18 protein-coding genes are annotated in these 18,663 nt (G+C 46.9%); 11 read left to right on the top strand and 7 right to left on the bottom strand.

Features of this window, described 5'->3' with window-relative positions; genetic code table 11:
* Nucleotides 1-110 precede the first annotated feature (110 nt).
* Together ABT56_RS23830 and ABT56_RS01555 are read right to left on the bottom strand one after the other, a co-directional pair.
* Nucleotides 111-272 carry a hypothetical protein gene (locus ABT56_RS23830; protein WP_157037763.1) on the bottom strand — a complete coding sequence of 54 codons (162 nt, stop codon included), beginning with the start codon at nucleotides 270-272 and terminating at the stop codon, nucleotides 111-113.
* Nucleotides 273-477: 205 nt separating this feature from the next.
* Complete coding sequence (locus ABT56_RS01555) at nucleotides 478-975, bottom strand: NUDIX hydrolase (protein WP_047877081.1); 498 nt, start codon at nucleotides 973-975, stop codon at nucleotides 478-480.
* 167 nt (nucleotides 976-1,142) lie between these two features.
* Here ABT56_RS01555 and ABT56_RS01550 point away from each other — a divergent pair, with 167 nt between their 5' ends.
* Nucleotides 1,143-1,619: an RNA-binding S4 domain-containing protein gene (locus tag ABT56_RS01550; RefSeq protein WP_047877080.1), complete on the top strand. Its 477-nt coding sequence runs from the start codon at nucleotides 1,143-1,145 to the stop codon at nucleotides 1,617-1,619.
* Nucleotides 1,620-2,213: 594 nt separating this feature from the next.
* The gene (locus tag ABT56_RS01545) at nucleotides 2,214-4,310 is read left to right on the top strand and encodes a methyl-accepting chemotaxis protein (protein ID WP_047877079.1); all 2,097 of its coding nucleotides are present in this window, start codon (nucleotides 2,214-2,216) and stop codon (nucleotides 4,308-4,310) included.
* Between the two features lie 91 nt (nucleotides 4,311-4,401).
* Here the strand turns inward: ABT56_RS01545 and ABT56_RS01540 are convergent, their stop codons facing one another.
* Nucleotides 4,402-5,529 (bottom strand): M28 family metallopeptidase, encoded by a 1,128-nt coding sequence (locus ABT56_RS01540; RefSeq protein ID WP_047877078.1) that lies wholly within the window; start codon nucleotides 5,527-5,529, stop codon nucleotides 4,402-4,404.
* Nucleotides 5,530-5,760: 231 nt separating this feature from the next.
* A complete protein-coding gene (locus ABT56_RS01535) occupies nucleotides 5,761-7,389 on the bottom strand; it encodes a methyl-accepting chemotaxis protein (RefSeq protein ID WP_047877077.1) in 1,629 nt (542 codons plus the stop codon).
* Nucleotides 7,390-8,099: 710 nt separating this feature from the next.
* Between ABT56_RS01535 and ABT56_RS01530 the strand changes: the two genes are divergently transcribed.
* The 4 genes from ABT56_RS01530 (at nucleotide 8,100) to ABT56_RS01515 (ending at nucleotide 11,422) form a co-directional block, all read left to right on the top strand.
* A complete protein-coding gene (locus tag ABT56_RS01530) occupies nucleotides 8,100-8,834 on the top strand; it encodes an IclR family transcriptional regulator (RefSeq protein WP_047877076.1) in 735 nt (244 codons plus the stop codon).
* A gap of 22 nt (nucleotides 8,835-8,856) precedes the next feature.
* Nucleotides 8,857-9,843 (top strand): arginase family protein, encoded by a 987-nt coding sequence (locus tag ABT56_RS01525; protein ID WP_053062353.1) that lies wholly within the window; start codon nucleotides 8,857-8,859, stop codon nucleotides 9,841-9,843.
* 176 nt (nucleotides 9,844-10,019) lie between these two features.
* On the top strand, nucleotides 10,020-10,604 hold the full coding sequence (locus ABT56_RS01520; RefSeq protein ID WP_047877075.1) for an MliC family protein: 585 nt from the start codon (nucleotides 10,020-10,022) through the stop codon (nucleotides 10,602-10,604).
* A gap of 161 nt (nucleotides 10,605-10,765) precedes the next feature.
* Nucleotides 10,766-11,422, top strand: coding sequence for a DUF3157 family protein (locus ABT56_RS01515; RefSeq protein ID WP_047877074.1), 657 nt, complete (start codon nucleotides 10,766-10,768; stop codon nucleotides 11,420-11,422).
* 14 nt (nucleotides 11,423-11,436) lie between these two features.
* Here the strand turns inward: ABT56_RS01515 and ABT56_RS01510 are convergent, their stop codons facing one another.
* Both ABT56_RS01510 and mobB read right to left on the bottom strand, forming a co-directional pair.
* A complete protein-coding gene (locus ABT56_RS01510) occupies nucleotides 11,437-11,916 on the bottom strand; it encodes a hypothetical protein (protein WP_047877073.1) in 480 nt (159 codons plus the stop codon).
* Nucleotides 11,917-12,094: 178 nt separating this feature from the next.
* Nucleotides 12,095-12,625, bottom strand: a complete 531-nt coding sequence (gene mobB / locus ABT56_RS01505) for a molybdopterin-guanine dinucleotide biosynthesis protein B (protein WP_047877072.1) — start codon at nucleotides 12,623-12,625, stop codon at nucleotides 12,095-12,097.
* A 298-nt stretch (nucleotides 12,626-12,923) separates the two neighbouring features.
* On the opposite strand from mobB, the gene ABT56_RS01500 reads away from it, so the two are divergent.
* From ABT56_RS01500 to ABT56_RS01480, 5 genes are all read left to right on the top strand, one after another.
* The gene (locus ABT56_RS01500) at nucleotides 12,924-13,409 is read left to right on the top strand and encodes a hypothetical protein (RefSeq protein ID WP_047877071.1); all 486 of its coding nucleotides are present in this window, start codon (nucleotides 12,924-12,926) and stop codon (nucleotides 13,407-13,409) included.
* Between the two features lie 109 nt (nucleotides 13,410-13,518).
* The gene (locus ABT56_RS01495) at nucleotides 13,519-14,646 is read left to right on the top strand and encodes an endonuclease/exonuclease/phosphatase family protein (RefSeq protein WP_338048454.1); all 1,128 of its coding nucleotides are present in this window, start codon (nucleotides 13,519-13,521) and stop codon (nucleotides 14,644-14,646) included.
* A 76-nt stretch (nucleotides 14,647-14,722) separates the two neighbouring features.
* Nucleotides 14,723-15,895 (top strand): bifunctional 2-methylcitrate synthase/citrate synthase, encoded by a 1,173-nt coding sequence (prpC, locus tag ABT56_RS01490; protein ID WP_047877496.1) that lies wholly within the window; start codon nucleotides 14,723-14,725, stop codon nucleotides 15,893-15,895.
* The gene (locus tag ABT56_RS01485) at nucleotides 15,885-16,505 is read left to right on the top strand and encodes an alpha-ketoglutarate-dependent dioxygenase AlkB family protein (protein WP_047877069.1); all 621 of its coding nucleotides are present in this window, start codon (nucleotides 15,885-15,887) and stop codon (nucleotides 16,503-16,505) included. The genes prpC and ABT56_RS01485 overlap by 11 nt, the downstream gene beginning before the upstream one ends.
* Before the next feature lie 155 nt (nucleotides 16,506-16,660).
* Nucleotides 16,661-17,806 carry a DUF3541 domain-containing protein gene (locus tag ABT56_RS01480; RefSeq protein ID WP_047877068.1) on the top strand — a complete coding sequence of 382 codons (1,146 nt, stop codon included), beginning with the start codon at nucleotides 16,661-16,663 and terminating at the stop codon, nucleotides 17,804-17,806.
* 59 nt (nucleotides 17,807-17,865) lie between these two features.
* On the opposite strand, the gene nfsB is transcribed toward ABT56_RS01480, so the two are convergent.
* Nucleotides 17,866-18,519, bottom strand: coding sequence for an oxygen-insensitive NAD(P)H nitroreductase (gene nfsB, locus ABT56_RS01475; RefSeq protein WP_047877067.1), 654 nt, complete (start codon nucleotides 18,517-18,519; stop codon nucleotides 17,866-17,868).
* Nucleotides 18,520-18,663 lie beyond the last annotated feature (144 nt).

The raw sequence follows: 18,663 nt of genomic DNA, 5'->3' as shown, positions 1-18,663 counted from the left end.
AGAATAAAAGGTGCACTGATGGCCTAGTACATCTAATGATTGCTTAGTGATGTACTAGGAGGGGGCGAGTTGGCGGCCCGGCCCCTTGTTCCACCAGTGCGGAGAGGCGATTAGTCGGCGACTAGGCCACCGTTCTTTTGGGCTGCTGCGACAAGTGCCTTGCGTTTTTGTGCATATTCGTTGTCAGTGTCAGCATGGGTTGTTGGTGCCGAATTTTCGGTAACCCACTGTGATTCAGCGCTAAAAGCATAGTCTTTATCAAAAATAAGCATGACGTTATACCCTCGAAGTCATCATGTCGTTTCTAGAGGACATCCTGTATCGGGTCGGTTAAAAAATCATCATCCTTGGTGTGGTAATTTAGGGCGGAGTGCTAAGGCGTAGATCTGGCTACTCCCCTCCGTTGGAATTGATATCAATATTGGTGCATTGTCTCTTGGTTCATTATGAATGTCACGGTGCGAAAAATAAGATTGGTTATTTTTGTAAGAAGTTAAGAGCTTGACGGGTAGAGTCAAATGCAAAACGATCAGGGGAAATGTCAGTAACCGGTACCCACAAAATTTCGGCAACGTCATCGGCGGCAACAAGGTTAGGCTTGTTCACAAGATCGATGATAAAAATGCAATCGCATGTTTTATAAGTGATATTTTCGTATAAGTAGGTATTTGGCGATGAGCCGACATAACGGCAGTGGGGCGGTGTGAAGCTCAGTTCTTCGTTAAGTTCGCGGTATAGGGCTTGTTCAAGTGATTCATCGTAGTCGACAAAGCCTCCGGGGAAATCCCACATCCCTAAACCGGGTTCTCGTCCACGAATAGCAATGAGCACTTCATCGTTACAACGAATAATTGCCATTACGGCAGAGGCGGTATTGTGGTAGTAGACAAAATCACACTGGTCGCATTTGATGTGTTTTTCATAATGCCTTAGTGCTGATGACCCACATGATGGGCAATATTGGATAGTTGTCATGGTTATTAAGCATCTCGGTGAATAATGCTTGCGAGAATATACTGTTACTCAGGTGGCCTCAAGGTAGATAAAACCTCCGAGAAGGGGATAACGAGGCTATATGGTGAATACTCTCGGGCATTGGGTTAAAATCACGGTAATATTATATAACCCGTGGTGGGTACAAGATGTCGCAAGAACACGAAGAGTATGAAGTAGAAGCACTGGGTATTGAGGTAGATTGTCAGCCGATTGAGTTGTACAAGGTGCTGAAAATTGCCAATGCAGTGAGCGGCGGTGGGGAAGCAAAGCTTGCCATTGCCGAGGGTTATGTCGCGGTTAATGGTGAGCTTGAACAGCGTAAGCGCCGTAAGGTGTATGATGGCGATGTTATTGAGTTCAACGAAGAGTATTATTTGGTCATCTGCGATAAGCCCGTTACTGAAGCAGTAGAAAAACCAACGGTGAAACCATCGGTCAGCCCACAGCCTAAAGCGTCAAATAAAGCGAAGGGTGGGGCAAAAGGTTCTGCGACGAATAAGGCAAAGAATAAGAATACGAACAAAGCGGCGAAACCGGCCAAATCCCGAGGTGGGAATAAACAGGGTAAGCCTGTTTCTGGGCCAGCAGATAAAACGACAGGCCGTAAACTGCTTAGCTTCTAATGTCGTTAAAGATAGAATCCTTTGAAAAGAAAACCGCTGTTGTAAAAAACAGCGGTTTTTTATTTGTAATGATCTTGGATTGAATCCATCTGAATATTGTATCTTGAGGTAACATTGGTGTATGCGCTTGTGAATATATATTAAATCGATCACTAAAAATAAAGACAATTGAGAATGTGCCCGTTTCATATTTCATTATTAAGTGAAGGCTACCCTGGCTTTCGATATTCTTTTACTTAATCTTATTATTGTTTTATAGGGCCTCAGTCATATTAAATAGCTTTCATTTCCCCTTGTTGATTAATTAGTAACAGTTCAGAAGTAAATAAGTGCTATTTTTTGTTCACTATATTTCACAAGTTAAAATCTTTTGAAATCTGTTTAAGTCTAGGTCGGGTTTGACCGATAATTAAATGACATAACTAGATAATGTTACGTTGATAAGGTTGTACTTAGGTCGAGGGTGATGATTGCAACCGGCTAGAACAAGTCGATTTTATTTGACTCTGATTCTGAAAATGGATGTTGTTAATAGAATTAAAAAAGTCATAGCAACGTGTAACATATTAAAATTTTATCTGTAGAGAGGGTGGCGTGTTCAAAACGATTAAGACCAGAATTGCCTTAAGTGCAGGGGTCGCACTGGTATTCACATTAGTAATCGCAATGGGGTTTACGACTAATTCGTTTACTCAGGTGCAGACCATGACAGCCCAAGAGGTGTCTGCACAGTTGAAAGAATCTACGACACAGAACTTGCTGGCAGTTGCCAACGAGCAGAGCCAACAGTTAAATGGGCAATTAGCCCCAGTACTAGCAAACCTTTCCTTGTTGCGTTCAATCTTGGAACTGGGCGGCGAGCAGCATGTCAGTGCGGATGTACTGGTACAGCAGTTTATCAATGCGCTGGAAATCCAAGATAAAACGGTATTTGCGGGTTATATGGTGTGGGAATCCTCGCCGTGGACAACGCCAGTAACGGCCAATGGGATTAAGTCTGTGACCCCTGAGGGGATCTTGGCTCCGTTTTTCTCCCCACTGCCAAATGGTTCGTTTGATCCAACGGCGATGGCCTCATTTCGAAATCAAAACCTCAACAATAATGGTGAGCGCATTGATGAATGGCATCTTGCGCCGTTCGAAAACGGACGTACCTTCGTTATGGAGCCTTATTACTACAACGTTAGGGGTAATCAGGAGCTGATTACAACGATTAGCCAGCCATTGAAAGTGAATGGCAAAATTGTTGGTTCGTTGGGTTTTGACTGGTCGTTGGTGGCATTTCAGGGGCAGTCGGAACAATTGGCCCGTCAACTGTACAATGGTCAAGGCCATGTCATGATCCTAACCAGTAGTGGAATGGTGATGGCTGACAGCCGTAACGGTGCCAATATCGGCAAGAAGGTGACAGGTGAACTGTCGAGCCGTTGGTCTGAGATTGTGTCGATGGCTCGCGGTGACAACCAGCGTTTGTTGACTATTGGTTCAGAGATGGTTGCCGTGTCTACGGTAGAAACAAGCGGTAAGCCTTGGGTAGTATTGGTTTCTATTCCATCAGCTGTTGTGACAAAAGACGTGACAGACTTTACGCAATGGAGTGAATCACTCAGCGAGGAAGCGATTGGTGAAGGGATCATGGCGGGCTTGTTTGCCGCGTTGGCCGGCCTTGCTGCAATGTTCCTACTCGCGGCCCGTATTGGCGCATCGTTAAAACAATTGGTCGATCGCATGCAGGATATCGCACAAGGAGAGGGTGATCTGACTCGCCGTATCCAACTGGATAGCCAAGACGAAACGGGTCAGCTTGCATTTTGGTTCAATACTTTCTTGGAACGTATTCAGGGGACATTGCGTACCGCGACTGATGCGGCTGAGCAGGTCGACAGCCATGCGACGGCTGGTCGTGGGCAGGCAGAGGATGTGTCTAACCAATTGCTGGGGCAGTTAAATGAAGTGAGCTCGCTGGCAACCGCGATTAACGAGATGAGCGCTACGGCTCAAGAGGTGGCCAGTTCGGCAGTGCAGGCTGCAGCCGCTGCTGCTCAGGTGCAAAATAGTAGCCTGGATGGTACCGAAAAGATGGGCCATGCCGCCAAGGCTGTGACGGAGCTTGCAGGACAGATCAACTCGGCTCAAGCACAGACTCAGACGCTTGTTGATTCAAGTGCGGCAATTCAGGGGATCCTCTCTGAAATTGGCGGTATCGCAGAGCAAACCAATTTGCTGGCGCTGAATGCGGCCATCGAGGCGGCGCGCGCTGGTGAGCAGGGACGTGGTTTTGCCGTTGTTGCCGACGAGGTACGTAATCTGGCAAACCGGACCCAGAGCTCAACGGAGGAAATCCGTAACATGCTGAGTCGACTAGAGGAAGAAACACAGTCTATCGTTGCATTGATGGCCCAGAGTCAGCAACAGGCTCGCGATACTTGTGAGGAAACGCAGGCTGCTCAGCTGGCACTGGAAGAGGTAAACGAAGCGATTAATGTGATCAATGACATGAACAATCAGATTGCTTCCGCTGCAGAAGAACAGAGTTCGGTGACCGAAGAGGTTAACCGCAATGTCGTGAATATTAATGAAGCGACTAACGGTGTGATGCAAACCATGCAGGCATCTGTCGCTATGAGCGATGAGCTTGCCGGTCAGGCTGCTCAGTTGCGTGATGAACTGGAACAGTTCAAAACACGATAGGCGATAATCCTAAATAGAGTCAGTAGGGGGCGGATATATTCCGCCCCTTTTTTTATGTATCTATCTATGTCTCGATCGAAGGAAGTTTAGATTATGGGGCGGTCTTGATGTATTTCTCGTTGGTGAGTAACTCAAGGGCGATAGCCACATTGTTATTTAGTTGCTCGTTTACTCGGCCAGGGAAGAGTTCTTCGAGTTTTTCGAGGCGGTCATAGCCAGTATGCCAAATGCGTCCCCATTGTGTTTCGGTCTTTCTATCACAGGCTGAAGCTGTCCAGGTTTCATAGCAATCCCATGTGTCAGGATGGGTGGTTTGAGAATAGCCGTCATATCCCCCTTTGCCGTTGATATTGAAGTTGGTGGCTTCGACATAGGCAATCGGGATCCCGGCACAAGCGAAGCCAGCATGGTCGGACCAAGAACCCGTTTCTCCCTCAGGGTAGCCAGGAAAAGCGGGATGAACTACAAACTTGCCCGATTCACCTTTGACTGCGATAGAGGCTTCTAGCATGGCATCTCGCATTGTTGTTGCCGCACTGTAATCGGTTTTATCTAGTGAGAGTTTTTTACAGATACCATCATATTCATCATAATCAGAGTGGGCAGCATGAACGTAAACAATGTCCCCCCCACCGATGGTATCGTAATTGATCATTCCGATGACATTTTCAAGTTCGCCTGTTTTCAGTGCTTGTTTCACGTAATGGAGAGAGCCGTTTAGTCCGTTTTCTTCGGCCCCCGGCAATAGGATACGAACATTGTACGGTAGGGATTTCCCTTTTAATTGCTCGGCAAGAGAAATTGCCGCAGCAAGCCCGGCCCCATTATCTGTTGCGCCCAGTGAATCATGTTCGGAACCGGTAGAGTCATAATGTGCCGCGAGGATGATAGTTTTATCTATCTTGCCTTTTTTCTCGATGATGTAGTTTTTTGATGACAGCATCATGCCATTCTGTTGGTATGAAAATGGCTGAACAGTGACGTCGTAGCCAAATCCGGTTAGTTTGTCGTAGATCCAGTTTCCGGCTCTCACTTCTTGTTCTGTGCTTGCTTCACGTGCGCCAATTCCTTCGGTGGCGCTGGCTATTTCGACTAAATATTGTGTTGCCTTACCGCTGGTTCCTTGGTTTTCATCGTCGTCACTGCCACCTATGTTTATGTTGCATCCTGTGAGCGTAAGCGTAACGGCTAGCCCGAGGTGGAAAATTCCGTGTTTCATTAAAACATCCTGCGTATTTGTTAATGATGAGTTTATTTCCGGTCTTTTGTATCGAACAAGGAGGGATTGGAACAGTGATCTATATCTAGATAAGGTGATGGGCGTTTTATTTCGGGTGATTTTGCGGCAAGGATCAATAGAGATGAAGAAGGGCAGGGGATTGATGAAGCATAAAAAAGCCAGCATGGGTATGCTGGCTTTTCATTTAAATGATGTTGATTGCACGCCGTTTTAGGTCAGGCGGAACTGCATCATGGTTTGCTGTAGGTTCGCCGCCAATTGACTTAGCTCATTACAAGCCTGAGTGGTATGGTTCGAGCCTTGTGCAACTTCAGTTGATGATTCGTTGATACGCGTTACGCTGCATTGCAGTTCTTCGGTAACCGAATCCTGCTCGCTGCATGCGCTGGCAATTTGCACACTCATATCGGCAATTTGGCTAACCGTCGATTCGATCGAACGGATTTTTTCACCCGTCTCTTGGCTCTGCTGAACACAGGAGTTAATCAAGCTGCAGCTGACCGTGGTCGCCTCGCGTGCTTCGTTGGCACTTTGCTGTAGCTTGTCGATGATAGTGATGATTTCGCCTGTTGAGTGCTGGGTACGACCTGCCAATGTGCGAACTTCATCAGCAACAACGGCAAATCCTCGGCCTTGCTCGCCGGCACGGGCTGCTTCGATCGCCGCGTTTAGCGCCAACAGGTTTGTTTGCTCTGCGATATCGCGGATCACATCTACAACCATGCTGATGTTAGCGGATTCTTTTTCAAGTTGGGCAACCAATACACCGGCATTTTCGATTTCGTTGGAAGCTCGCTGGATCTGGTCAATCGTCTGGTTGACTTCCTGTGCGCCTTGCTGTGCCTCTTGGTTGGCCTCTTGCGCCGCAGTTGACGCTGTCTCGGTATTGTTGGCGACTTCAGCAACGGTTGCTCGCATTTGGTCCATAGCGGTTGCAACGGTAGTGATTTCCGACTGTTGGATTTCCATACCACCCGATGTCTGGTTTGCAACGGCACTGACTTCTTCAACAGCGGAGCTCAACTGAGTTACCGCAGCAATAATCTGTTCGATCAATGCACGCAGGTCAGATTGCATGGTGATGCTGCTGTCAGCCAGTTTACCTAGTTCGTCATTGCCGATTTGATCACGGTCTAAGTAGTGAGTCAGGTTACCGGCAGCAATTTGAACAGATTGTTCCATTACCAGATTAAGCGGACGGCAGATCTGATTGGTCAGGAAGACGGTCATCGCAATCATAAAGGCAATGATTGCAACGATAGCTCCAATCGCCATGTCCATCATGATGGATACGCTGCTCAGAATGTCAGTACGGTTCTTGGTAACAAAACCCGTATTCATTTTGCGCAGGTCATCCAGCGCCGTTTCAATTTGGGTGTACACGCCAAGTGTACGAACCAGAATTGGCTGAGCTGTTTTCATATCGCCTTGATATGCAGCCTGCTCAAAAGCTTTAAGGTCTTGGATATATTTATTCCAACCGTTATTAACGCGGTCAAATACCTGCTGTTCACTTGGTGATGCGACGGTTGCGCCGTAGGCATCTAGCATTGATTTTATGCTTTGGTGTTGACGATCTACTTTGTCGATTCGAGAGCGGATTTTCTCAATATCAGCGTAGGTAATCAGCGCATACAGGGTGCGTCGAGCGTACGACATTTCGTAACGCATGTCTTCAACTTGCAACACACTTGGAATTGTTGAGTCGGTCAGGTTATAGATGGTGCTTCTAACTACTTGCACTTCTGAACGTAGGAATATAGCAAATGCGATCAGTAGAGCGGCAATAATAGAAAATATAAAAGCGATTTTCTTTCCGACAGAAAGATTTTTAAACATGGCGAGGTATTCAATCACTAAAGAAAAACGGTAGGGTAGTAATGTACTATTAAATTTATAAATTAACAATATTATTATTTAAGCGAGATGTGGCTGGTTCCATGCAAAATTATCCGTTTATGGCACATTTTTACTGAAAAACGAGTGCCATTTAAGCATTTTTTCTAAACGGTACGTGTTGTTTGTCTATTTTTGGGTGGGTTTTGACTCATTGGTTAGGCAGGTGAAGATCTTTATCTAAAAGAACAGTCTTCAATTAAAAACATTATTTAAAAGCAATATTTATTCTTTAGGATATATATCAACACTGGTGTTTTTATGACAGCAATAATAATTCCCCGCCATTTTATTGACGACTTCTTTATACGCATTTGGGTTGGTAATCTTTGTTTTTACAAGAAATATTTATCTATCTGCATCATTTATGATTAGTCTGAAAATCAATACAGAATAACTCTCTGATTCAATGGGGATTTATCCGAAAAAGTAGAGGTTTAATGTAGGTGTTGTCTTATTTTGTGTATGTTTAAGTTCGTTATTTTGGTGAAAAATGTTACCGAAAGAAAGTCCTTGATTCTCAGTATTCTCCTTTTGATTCTCGTAATGTGATAATTAATGTGTTTTAATTTGCGGTTGTTATCACATTATGGAAATTGCCCTTGTGTGTATTGACGCTTAGTGGGTAAATAGGGGCAGCAGAGGATGAAAGCATGACAACGAAATTTAAACCCAATGCGAATGAAAAGCTGATTCAGTTATTGATGCACATCGCATCGGCAGACGAGCCACTGACAGCGCATGTGCTCAGCGAGCAAACAGGAATGCCGTCAAGCAGTGTTTATCGTTACTTGGTCATTTTGAAAAACTGGAACTTAATTGAAGAAAGCCCTCGTCAAAGCTGCTATTCCATCGGACCTGCCGCATTGCAGTTGCTTCGTAATTTTCAGCGTTTTTCGCCATTATCAAGTGGTGTCCATCAAGTCTTGCAGCGTTTACAACAGCAGACGGGAGAAATGGCGGCTTATTTGGTGCCAGTAGGTTTTAGGGCGCTGTGTATGGCTAGGATTGATAGTCCCCATGCCTTGCGTTGTGCCTATGAAGAAGGCCAAAGCCAGCCGTTGGTGCGAGGGGCGTCAGCCAAGGTTATTTTGGCGCATCTGCCCGAGTCTCGGATTCTCGGTACTCTCTATCATTTTGGGATCACCGAGCCCGATGCTGTTGAGCAGTGGTTGAAAGAGCTTGCCCAGATAAAAGAAGAGGGCTATGCCATCAGTACTTCTGAGTATGACCCAGGTGTGTCTGGGGTTGCAGCACCTGTTTTTTCCGGCAATAAAATTGTCGGAGCCGTGAGTATTATGGCGCCGGAAGACCGGGTTCAAAAGCGTAAACACGCCATTATTTTTAGTGTTCTGCAGGCGGCTCGAGGGTTACCACCCGCTGCCTGATTTTGATAGATAAGGAGCAAGCATGCTGGATTTCAAACGTTGGTTTTCATTTACCCGCCTAACCACACAGAATGAAATCAATCCGCTTCCAGCAATGATTGAGCCTTACGCCGAACAGCGTAAATCAGGGGCGGTATTGGTTGGCGTAGCGACAGATTTGAGTCTCAATGCCTATGATGTACAAATTGGCGCGAAGGAAGGGCCAGACAGTATTCGTCGGATGTTAGCCAAGTATCCGTTGACGCTTAATGTACCGCTCTATGATGCTGGTGTTATCGATGAGCAATCGATGGAATGGTCATCGTTTGATGTGTTGCAGTCGATGCAGTACCAGAAAGTACGTGAAATTTTGCAAGCAGGTCATTTCCCCGTGGTATTAGGGGGAGGCCACGAAGTGGCAATTGCGAGTTACCGGGCGTTGTCTGATACGGTAAACCGGGTAAATGATGCCGCTCAGCCTGAAGTGATTGCGCCACTTCCTAACCCTTGCGCGTCACGTGTGGGTATTGTCAATATTGACGCTAATTTCCAGTTACGCCGTTCTCTTGCCGTAAGATCAGGATCGGCATTTCATTCTGTTGCTAGCTTTTGTCAGTCACAGCAGCGTGAATTTCGCTATTTGGGGTTGGGAATTTGTGACCATACTAATTCTCAATCCAGTTTTGCCTATGCCAGCGAATTAGGGGCAAAGTGGTTGCTAGATAGCGAAATGAAGATGAAATATCGGCGGAAAATTCAAGCTACGGTTGATGCCTTTGTTGAGCAGGTTGATCATATTCATTTAAGTTTGGACTTGGCCGTGTTTTCATCAGCGGTAGCCGAAGGGGTCAATATGTCGCGAGTCTATGGTGTTAGCCTGCCGGTGATTGAGATGGTTCTCAAACAGTTAATGGCTAGCGGAAAAGTGAGAATTATGGATGTTGCTGGTCTTTATACCGAATATGATTATCAAGGCCAGACTGCAAGACTCGCCGCGAAGCTGATTCAGCACAGCCTCAAAAATATCTGATCCCCGCGTCTTCCTTATTATCATGCCTATGGCCTCGTTATGAGGCCTTTTTCATTTTTGCCTGCTATTTAGTAAAAACACATCGAAACCAATTACTTGACTATAATTGCGATGTTGCCTCTTACATTTGAAAAAGAAGTAAGGGGTGGGGTGGACTAATGTAAAGGAGACAGGCAATGCCCAATTATACATGGATAGTCGCTATCGGATTGATTGGCTTATCAACGGTTGCCAGTGCTGGAAAACCCGCGTTTGATTGCAAAAAAGCCCAAGGAGAAGTTGAAAAATTAATTTGTAATGATAGTGGTTTGGCGGCACTGGATCATGAGATGCAACGGGTGTTTGAAACAGCCTTGCCAGCGTTGCCATTTGATGATGCTAAGCTACAAAAGGCTATCCAGCGAGGGTGGATAAAGGGGCGAAATGATTGTTGGAAAGCCAATGATGTGAGGAAGTGTACGGAGTTTGCCTATAAAAGCCGGATTGCTGAATTACAGATTATCAGTGGGCAGCTTGAAGTACCACAGCCGGTTTCTCTTGATTGCCAAGACAATAAAGAGCCCGTTACCGCGGTATTTTATAACCAAACAGATCCGGCGAGTATGGTATTGACATGGGGAAACCAACAACAAATTACGTTGGCTAAACCGACGGCAAGTGGCAGTAAATATTTGGGCCAAAATGTCAGGTTTATTGAGCATCAAGGGGAGATCACGATCACATGGCAGGATCGTAAATTACTATGCCGGACGAGGCAATAATATAAGGCCAAGTTTTCATATGCAGGATGCACAGTGACATCAGTATGTTTAGGAGATGGGAATTACCTGATGAAATGATACGTATTTTAAACGTATTTGATATAGAGCTGTGCTGACACAAGCATTTGGGGTGTACTTGGCCATCACGCTAGGGGTTGGTTATGCAAGTAAACAAAGAGACGGTGATCCATGTGATCATTGTGGGGATGGTGTTTGGCTTTATTCAATTTGTTCAGGCCAAACCTGTTGAAGTCATCCTGCCAGACGGGCGCAAAGCCATTTTGAATGATGACATGACTTGGCAGCCAGTCGATGGGCCTGCAGATCTCAAACATCGCCAACCTGTTACTCCTTCTACCCATTCTCAATCTATCCTTCCTGCTGCTCCCTTGCCGGCACCTGCTGATGTGTCCTCGAATATTGTTTCAACTCAGCAAGCCAAGCCAACATTGCTTGTACCTGCTAGTGATGTGATTGAAATGGGGCAACAGCAGGATGTGGGTATGTACGAATACGGTGGGGTAACGCTAACAGTATTGGCTCCGCAGTTTGTTGCTGGTCAGCTTAGGTTACCAACCAGAATGAGTAACAATGGCAGTGAAGCGGTTATTTTGGTTTCGTTAAAGCTATCACTCTATGATCATAACGGTCACTTGCTGCTTAATGACAATCAAACGGTATGGACGTCAATTAAGCGGATGCCTGAAACCTATCTGCGTTCAGGTGTAGAGAAAGAAGGTAAAGACATCGCCTTTACGGTTCCACCCAGCGATAAATATTATCTCCAAATGGAAATATCAGAGGTTGAGCACCGTTAAGTTCAAAGAGGTGGTTATTGGGGATTACGCCGTTTTATGGGGGGAACCGTTGCTGAATTATGAGCACATGTAGTTGCGCGGCTTTTATTATTGATGTGCAGCATGTTGGCAATAATAAACACGGTTAACATGATGAAAAATTGTGGTTCTATGGTGCTGTAGAGATTGGATGATAGAGAGCCGGGCAAGAGGTTTGCACGGTCGAGGTGCAAGCCTTGGGTGAGGGCGATACCAGGCAGCAGTAGGTGGCAGGCTAGGCTGGCAATCACAGGACGTAAGCTGGTCAATGCCAATCCGTTAAGTAAAAGAGTTACGCCCAGCATCATTGGTAGTAAAAAGGCCAGAGGTTCAATGATATAGCAAGGCGCGAGGTTGGTATCATTGAGCAAGCGGCTATGCTGTTCAGGGAAAACTAACCCTTTGAACATCAGCGTGCCGGAGTAGGCGAATACCAAGTAGGTGCTGAAATGGTGAATAGGGCCTTGGGTCTTCATCCGTTGTATTCCTAGAAAATGCATCCAGTTGCTTGCATCGTCATGCTATGAGACCCAGAGATAATATTCAGTGCGAAATATCACCTTTTTCTAAGCTGATACCACGACTAGCTCGCATAATTTTATCTTGTATCTAAGATATCAATCCTTCAGTAGTTGGCCTTTTTCATTCCTGTGATTATTGGTTATCCATCCAGTCTAAAATGTAACGGGTAATAGCCTCCGGTTGGTTAAGATCCAGCTGCGGGAGTGAATGCTCTTGATTTAGTTCACCGTCAGTGGCGATGGCAATGATATGGGGATCATTGGGAAAAAGCAGTGGTTTGCCATAACTAGGGCGGAAAACTTCAATTTTTGAAAAAGGCTGGTCACGAAACCCTTCTACTAATACAAGATCTAATTCGTTGAGCTTCAGTTGCTCTAGGCACTCATCCAGTGTGGGTTCTTGACGTTCGACGTGATCGTATTCGAAATAAAGCATGTGGCGTTCTTTGGTTGCCAGCAAGGTTTGGGCGCAGCCTGCATGCCTTAAACGATAGCTATCCTTGCCCGGTTTGTCGGGATCGATGGAATGGTGGCTGTGCTTAATGATGCCGAGTCGTAATCCGTGAGCTTTGAGGCGTGGAATAACCTGTTCTAGCAAGGTGGTTTTGCCGGAACCGCTGTAACCTGCAAACCCTAGCATTGCGGGCATATGAAGATGTGTCATTGGAGGCTGATCCTATTGGGGGATTGAGGTGTCGTATTATACCTGCGCTTTGATTGTCAAAGAAATGAGTCCCTAAGGATAGGGGGATCTTGCCGAGGTCTATTTGTATTAAAACTGAGGGGAGAGGATATTTTCCCCACCAAGGTCATGTTTCCGACTACATTTATTGTGTGTACCAACGGTATCTGTTACTACCAGTATGTACATATGAATATATCGCATTCCACTTTCGGTGAAGTTTGACAGGAAGTCGTTGTTCCGAAAGAGGGCACCCTATAACCACAGCAGGGAGAGTACAATGTGGGCAACGTTAGATTTTGAAGCATCAGGTTTATCTGATCAGTCTTATCCTATTGAAGTTGGGTATTCATTACCCGATGGAACCGGAAACAGCTTGTTGATTAATCCTCTAACCGCCAGTGATGTCTGGCAGTATTGGGATGAATTTGCAGAGAATGAAATCCATCAGATCACCCGACAGGAACTGTGTACTCACGGTATCCCAGTCGTTGAGGTCTGCCAGCATCTCAATGCGGTATTGGGTAAATTTGAGCGGGTATTTTGCGATAGCCAGTGGGATTTGTTTTGGCTTGGTCGGTTGTACCACGCCGCCCATATGCGGCCATCGTTTATGTTGACCGAGATCGGCTCTTGGCTGGTACAGGAAAACGGAATGGAGCGGGCGCACTTTCACCAGACAATGGACGCACTAGGCCCTGTTAAGCACCGCGCAGAGTCAGATGCACGTCAAATTCGCAAGGCACTCAATCAGTTGATGGAATAGCCTGCTGTATATATTCAGGCTGCGAGTCCCCGTGATGTGGTATACTTGCAGCTTGTTTTCTCTACCGGTCAAGACCTTGCCTTTTTCTGAATGCCGTCCGGAACCTCATTTGACTTCACCTTCATTACCATCTGGTAATACTGCGCGTTTGGCAATGTTCAATATTTCTATGTCTGAGCCTGAGTCTTGCGCTATTTTTCATCAGTTAATGAAAGATGAAAATACCCGTTTTTCTAAGCTGGCAGCCATTATCCAGCAGGCCGCTCCTGATATTTTGATGTTGTGTGAGTTTGACCACCCTGGCGAGGGTGGTGATGATGGTGCTCTTGCCCGTTTTTGTGAATACTATTTAGCTAACTCACAGCATGGTCAGCCGCCGATTGATTATCCATACCGTTATTGTCCGCCATCCAATACCGGTTTGGTGGTAGAGCATGATCTCGATGGTGATGGTGTGGTCAGCCTGCCGGGCGATGCCCAGGGCTTTGGGTCTCATCATGGGCAGTTTGGTTTCGTGTTGCTCTCTCGATATCCGATTGATACGGCTGGTATTCGTTCTTGGCAGCAGTTTTTATGGCAGGACATGCCAGACAATTTGTTGCCCGAAGGGTATTTTTCGCCTCAAGCCCGTCAAGTTCTCAGGTTGTCATCGAAAAATCATGTGCTTGTACCGATCCGGTTGCAAGGAAAAACCTTGCATGTGATTGGTTGTCATCCGACCCCTCCGGTGTTTGATGGTGAAGAAAAACGCAATGCCCGTCGTAACCACGATGAGCTGAGAATGGTGCGCGGCATTATTGATGACGCCGATTGGTTGTATGACGATACGGGATGCCGAGGTGGGCTCAAGTCGGGCTCTGATTTTGTGGTGATGGGGGATCTCAATGCTGACCGGGTTGACGGTGACGGCATGAAATCGGCCATTTCCCAGTTATTGCTGGATTCTAGGATCAACCGTGCGGTTGCCAGTGGCCGTAAGACCCCCAAAAGTCTAGGGGGGCGATTTGTACGCCCGTGGCAGACGAGGACAGGCAGAGCATCGGAATGGACTCATATTGCCGGTTTGCGGTTAGATTATGTGTTGCCTTCGGCCAGTCTGAATGTCGTGGGAAGCGGTGTATTTTGGCCAGACAGGAAGGATCCACTGCGCATGCTGATTACCGATGAGCGTGGCCGCGAGCGTGCGCAGGCGGGATCGGATCACCGCCTAGTATGGGTTGATATCGCCGTGAATTGAGGTGCTTGGGTATCTGGCCTTTTGTGTCCTACGCTTGTAGAACAGGACGCAATATGGAGAAGGCAAGATGCCTGAGATGAAAATAACAGCCCCAGAGCTCAATCCCCCTCAACATGATCATCATTCAAATCCCAAACCACTGGGTGGGGAGGGTTTGCGAGGACAGTCGGCAGGCACAACGGCGCTGTGTACGGTGGGAAAATCCGGAACAGGGCTGACCTATAGAGGTTACGACATTTCGGATCTTGCCTATCATGCTGAGTTTGAAGAAGTCGCTTACCTGTTGCTCAAGGGCAAGTTGCCGACGCAGGCCGAACTGTCAGCCTACAAAGATAAATTGGTTTCGTTTCGTGGGCTGCCTTTAGCTTTGAAGATGATGCTGGAGCAAATCCCTGCGGATGCTCATCCTATGGATGTGATGCGTACGGCCTGTTCTATGCTGGGCAATTTGGAGCAGGAGCAGGGGTTCTCCGAGGAATATGACAAAGCCGATCGCCTGCTGGCTTTGTTTCCTGCCATTATTTGCTATTGGTACCGATACAGCCATCATGGCGTTCGTATTGAAACTTATTGTGAGGAAGACACAATAGGCGGTTATTTCCTGCATATGCTCACGGGCAGTCCGCCTTGCGAACTGCATAAGCAAGTGATGCACTGCTCTTTGATCCTCTATGCCGAGCATGAGTTCAATGCCTCGACATTCGCCGCTAGAGTCTGTGCCTCTACGCTCTCTGATATCTACTCTTGTGTTTGTGCGGCGATCGGAACGCTGCGCGGGCCGCTGCATGGTGGCGCCAATGAGGCGGCAATGGAGATGATTGAACAATGGCAAACCCCCGATGAAGCGGAAGCGGGCATATTGAAGATGTTGGCCGACAAGGAGAAGATCATGGGGTTTGGCCATGCAGTGTACCGCGAGTCAGATCCTCGTAATGCGCTTATAAAGAACTGGTCGGCAAAGTTGGCCGAGCAGGCTGATGACCCCATGCTCTACGCGATATCAGAACGGGTTGAGGCTGTGATGAAGCGGGAGAAGAACCTGTTTTGCAACGCTGATTTTTTCCATGCTTCTGCCTATCATTTCATGGGAATTCCGACCAAGTTGTTTACTCCGATCTTTGTGATGAGTCGCCTGACAGGTTGGGCGGCCCATGTCTTCGAGCAGCGAGAGCATAATCGAATTATTCGTCCGAGTGCCGATTATATCGGGCCTGAACATCAGGAGTGGCTGCCCATTGATGAACGTTAATATCGTACCGACAATTGAGAGCAATGCTTGGGAGAGTATCCCCCAAGGACAGTTGTGTTGGTTGCCTAATTTTCTGAGTCGCGATGAGGCGGATAGGCTCTACGACCAATTGGAAGTAGAGCTAAACTGGCAGCAAAAGGCTATTTTCATGTATGGTCGCAAGGTGCTGCAACCCCGTCTTCAGGCTTGGTGCGGCGAGGAGGCATACACCTATTCAGGCCTGAGAATGGAACCTGCACCTTGGACACCGGGCTTAAAACAGATAAGGGACAAGCTGTATCGCTTGTTGAGCTGTCGCTTCAATACTGTATTGGTCAATAAATACCGCGATGGGAGCGACTATATGGGATGGCACCAAGATAACGAAACGGAGCTTGGCCACCAGCCGATCATCGCATCGGTTAGCTTGGGGGAAACGCGTCGGTTTGTGCTGAGGCATTTACATTCCAGGCAGAAACGTGAATTTGAGTTGACCCACGGATCGTTGTTAGTAATGGCGGGGGATTTGCAGCAATACTGGCAGCACACTATTCCTAAGACCCTGCAAGATAAGCAACCTCGTATCAACCTGACGTATCGTTGGATTGATGGTGGAGGGCCGCAGAGCTAGATAGTCTGGGGCGGTTGGCTTTCTTACTGTAATTTGACTGAGCGTATAGTTGCTTTTGTTAATGTGGTGGCATATTCAGGAGTATGATATACCCCCGCAATCGCTAAATACGCTGACGTATCTAGCATGTGATAGCCAACCACATGGAGTAAGGAATGATAAGGGTTTGGAAAGGCTTTGGTACATCCGCTTTGGTTGCCAGCTTGTTGTTGTCCGCCCCATTACTGGGAGAGCCATTGCCTGATCAGTCGTCATCGCAAGCGGCATCAAAAACAGCACTGCCATCTTTGGCTGTTGCTGTTACGAGTTACCAGCAAGACGCGGCAACTATCCGTCATACATACGAGAGTCAACTTTTTACCCTGCCGGCTTTCAAGATGGGCCATTATGGCCTGCGCATGTATCGTCAAACACACGATCCTAAATATCATGCAGCGATATGGTCTGATATGGCGCGGGTTGCCAGCCGTCTGAATTATTTCGCAACTGAAGTCTATACACCTGCGCAGATACAAGTATATTCAGCCGACCGCTTGTCTCGCTACGATCACAAAGACGATATTCGTAGCGATTTGCGCTATGAGGCAACCAAGGCTACCCCTGAGTACTTTTACCTTGGGGTGGATTTGCTCGGATCGATGGCTCGTGCCAACGAGTACGGCCTAAAGCATCGAGAAGATAGTAAATTGCGCGATGTGTTACGCCGTTATGACTTTAATATCTATGCAACCAATCCTGCTATGATTCGCGCATGGGCCGCGCAGTTGGCAAACCAAGTATATTGGTTGCGCCAATTGGGCGAGCAAGATGTTGTTGATAATTTTATTGAGGCATTTCGTAAAACATATCCCGACAGTAAGGATGGAGAGCTGACTGACCAGCAGTTCATGAATAAGATTTATGGGATGACCCATATTATCTTTGCTGCGGCGGAGTACTACCAGCACCCGGTAAAAGAATCTGATTTTCAGTGGATTTACGATTATTACCGTAAAAATATCAATATGATATTGACCCGAGCGAAAGAGGATGTGGTTGCTGAGGTGGGCATTAACTTTTTATTGGCAGGGCTTGAGCACGATCCTGTTGTGGGCATGGCTCGCAAGGATATTCAGCAAGCAATGGATCGCAAAGCTGGCTTGGTGCCATCAACGACAGGAAGTACAGATCTACTCGATGGTGAGCACCGTAATGTTTTGGCTGTGATGCTGCTTGATTGGCGGGGCGCCAAAGAGGGGCCGACTATTCAGCAAGATCCTGAAATATTCGATAACTTGCCATATGGTTTGGTAAGCCAATAGGCGCACGATACCAATGACAGAACAGGGCTACATCATGTAGCCTTGTTCTGTTTCTAGGGTTAGAGAATCGTGAAAATCTCTTCTTCACGCAGGCGGGACTTGGGCAGGGAGGCGTTGAAATCCGTCTCTTTGCGATAGCCCAAGGCCACGAGGGCTACTGCGCTGTAACCTTTTTCAAGTAGACCAAATTCTTGGTTAAGAGCCTTGGTATCAATCCCTTCGATCGGCACTGCATCAATTCCTAGCGCTCCGGCTCCGAGCAGTACCGTACCCATATTGAGATAGAGCTGTTTTTCCATCCAATGTTGAGCATCTTTGAGATCAAAGCGGTGCATGTTGACGAACATCGTCCGTCCTTTGTTGACCGTCTCTTTGAATGCCGGATCCGGGAAGCGGCCATCTTGCTCTTCGGTTTCAAGCAAATGGCGGATGTAGTCTTCGTTGATGTCGGTTTTGGCGCAGAACAGGATCACATGGGAGGCATTGAGTACCTTGGGAGTGTTGAAGATAAAAAGTCCCTGAGTTCCTGTGGCGATTCGTTGTTTGGCTTCGTCGTTATCAGCCAGAATAAAATGCCAAGGCTGGGAGTTGACACTGGACGGGCTAAAACGCAGTAGGGCTTTTATTTGCTCGAACAACTCGGCAGGAATGGTTTTGGTTGCATCAAACTCTTTGGTGGAATAACGAGTTTGTGCAATATCAGTCAGGTTCATTGCAGGCGTCTCCATGGAATGCAAAGGCTGAAGGTATCATAGAACGCTGGTGGAAGATGGCAAGGGGGGATAGCCCGATGGCCTTAGCGATAGATAGCACCCCGAGGGGTGCTATCAGACTGAAGTCTCGAATTTTCTGAATCC

The organism is Photobacterium aquae (assembly GCF_001029445.1).
GTDB lineage: Bacteria > Pseudomonadota > Gammaproteobacteria > Enterobacterales > Vibrionaceae > Photobacterium > Photobacterium aquae.
This window is presented reverse-complemented; position numbering and strand designations above follow the sequence as displayed.

What these genes read in the sequence shown, in the direction of transcription:
- ABT56_RS23830 (WP_157037763.1), bottom strand. Translation starts at nt 272, where the DNA reads ATGCTTATTTTTGATAAAGACTATGCTTTTAGCGCTGAATCACAGTGG.
- ABT56_RS01555 (WP_047877081.1), bottom strand. Translation starts at nt 975, where the DNA reads ATGACAACTATCCAATATTGCCCATCATGTGGGTCATCAGCACTAAGG.
- ABT56_RS01550 (WP_047877080.1), top strand. Translation starts at nt 1,143, where the DNA reads ATGTCGCAAGAACACGAAGAGTATGAAGTAGAAGCACTGGGTATTGAG.
- ABT56_RS01540 (WP_047877078.1), bottom strand. Translation starts at nt 5,529, where the DNA reads ATGAAACACGGAATTTTCCACCTCGGGCTAGCCGTTACGCTTACGCTC.
- ABT56_RS01535 (WP_047877077.1), bottom strand. Translation starts at nt 7,389, where the DNA reads ATGTTTAAAAATCTTTCTGTCGGAAAGAAAATCGCTTTTATATTTTCT.
- ABT56_RS01530 (WP_047877076.1), top strand. Translation starts at nt 8,100, where the DNA reads ATGACAACGAAATTTAAACCCAATGCGAATGAAAAGCTGATTCAGTTA.
- ABT56_RS01525 (WP_053062353.1), top strand. Translation starts at nt 8,857, where the DNA reads ATGCTGGATTTCAAACGTTGGTTTTCATTTACCCGCCTAACCACACAG.
- ABT56_RS01520 (WP_047877075.1), top strand. Translation starts at nt 10,020, where the DNA reads ATGCCCAATTATACATGGATAGTCGCTATCGGATTGATTGGCTTATCA.
- ABT56_RS01515 (WP_047877074.1), top strand. Translation starts at nt 10,766, where the DNA reads ATGCAAGTAAACAAAGAGACGGTGATCCATGTGATCATTGTGGGGATG.
- ABT56_RS01510 (WP_047877073.1), bottom strand. Translation starts at nt 11,916, where the DNA reads ATGAAGACCCAAGGCCCTATTCACCATTTCAGCACCTACTTGGTATTC.
- mobB (WP_047877072.1), bottom strand. Translation starts at nt 12,625, where the DNA reads ATGACACATCTTCATATGCCCGCAATGCTAGGGTTTGCAGGTTACAGC.
- ABT56_RS01500 (WP_047877071.1), top strand. Translation starts at nt 12,924, where the DNA reads ATGTGGGCAACGTTAGATTTTGAAGCATCAGGTTTATCTGATCAGTCT.
- prpC (WP_047877496.1), top strand. Translation starts at nt 14,723, where the DNA reads ATGAAAATAACAGCCCCAGAGCTCAATCCCCCTCAACATGATCATCAT.
- ABT56_RS01485 (WP_047877069.1), top strand. Translation starts at nt 15,885, where the DNA reads ATGAACGTTAATATCGTACCGACAATTGAGAGCAATGCTTGGGAGAGT.
- ABT56_RS01480 (WP_047877068.1), top strand. Translation starts at nt 16,661, where the DNA reads ATGATAAGGGTTTGGAAAGGCTTTGGTACATCCGCTTTGGTTGCCAGC.
- nfsB (WP_047877067.1), bottom strand. Translation starts at nt 18,519, where the DNA reads ATGAACCTGACTGATATTGCACAAACTCGTTATTCCACCAAAGAGTTT.